The sequence below is a fragment of the Rufibacter immobilis genome, assembly GCF_003721565.1.
Lineage (GTDB): Bacteria > Bacteroidota > Bacteroidia > Cytophagales > Hymenobacteraceae > Nibribacter > Nibribacter immobilis.
This window is the reverse complement of the sequence record NZ_RJJE01000015.1, coordinates 1-251: the sequence shown is the minus strand read 5'-3', so window position 1 is coordinate 251 and position 251 is coordinate 1. Positions and strand designations below refer to the sequence as shown.

Sequence of the window (251 nt, the reverse complement as noted above, 5' to 3'; positions counted from 1 at the left end):
AAAAAAAGTTTTGCCGAGCGCTTGCGGAGAGGGGAAAACTTCCTACCTTTGCAGCCCGCTTCGGGATGAAGGCCTTCGGGCTTGGGAACGGAAGCGCTTCTCGGTCGGACGGATCGAGAAAAAAAAGAAAAAGTTTTCCGAGGGTGCTTGCGGAGTGAGAAATTCTTCTTACCTTTGCACCCGCTTCCAGAACGAAGCAAGGGAAGCAAGCTCAACCGACAGGGTTGAGGGAATAAAAAAAATAAAAAAAA

Annotated in this window: 1 protein-coding gene; it reads left to right on the top strand. The window is 48.6% G+C overall.

Translation table 11 applies throughout. From position 1 onward, the window contains the following. Positions 1 to 251, top strand: a 251-nt coding sequence (locus EFA69_RS20435; RefSeq protein ID WP_221175739.1) for a hypothetical protein, incomplete at both ends; no start/stop codon positions are given.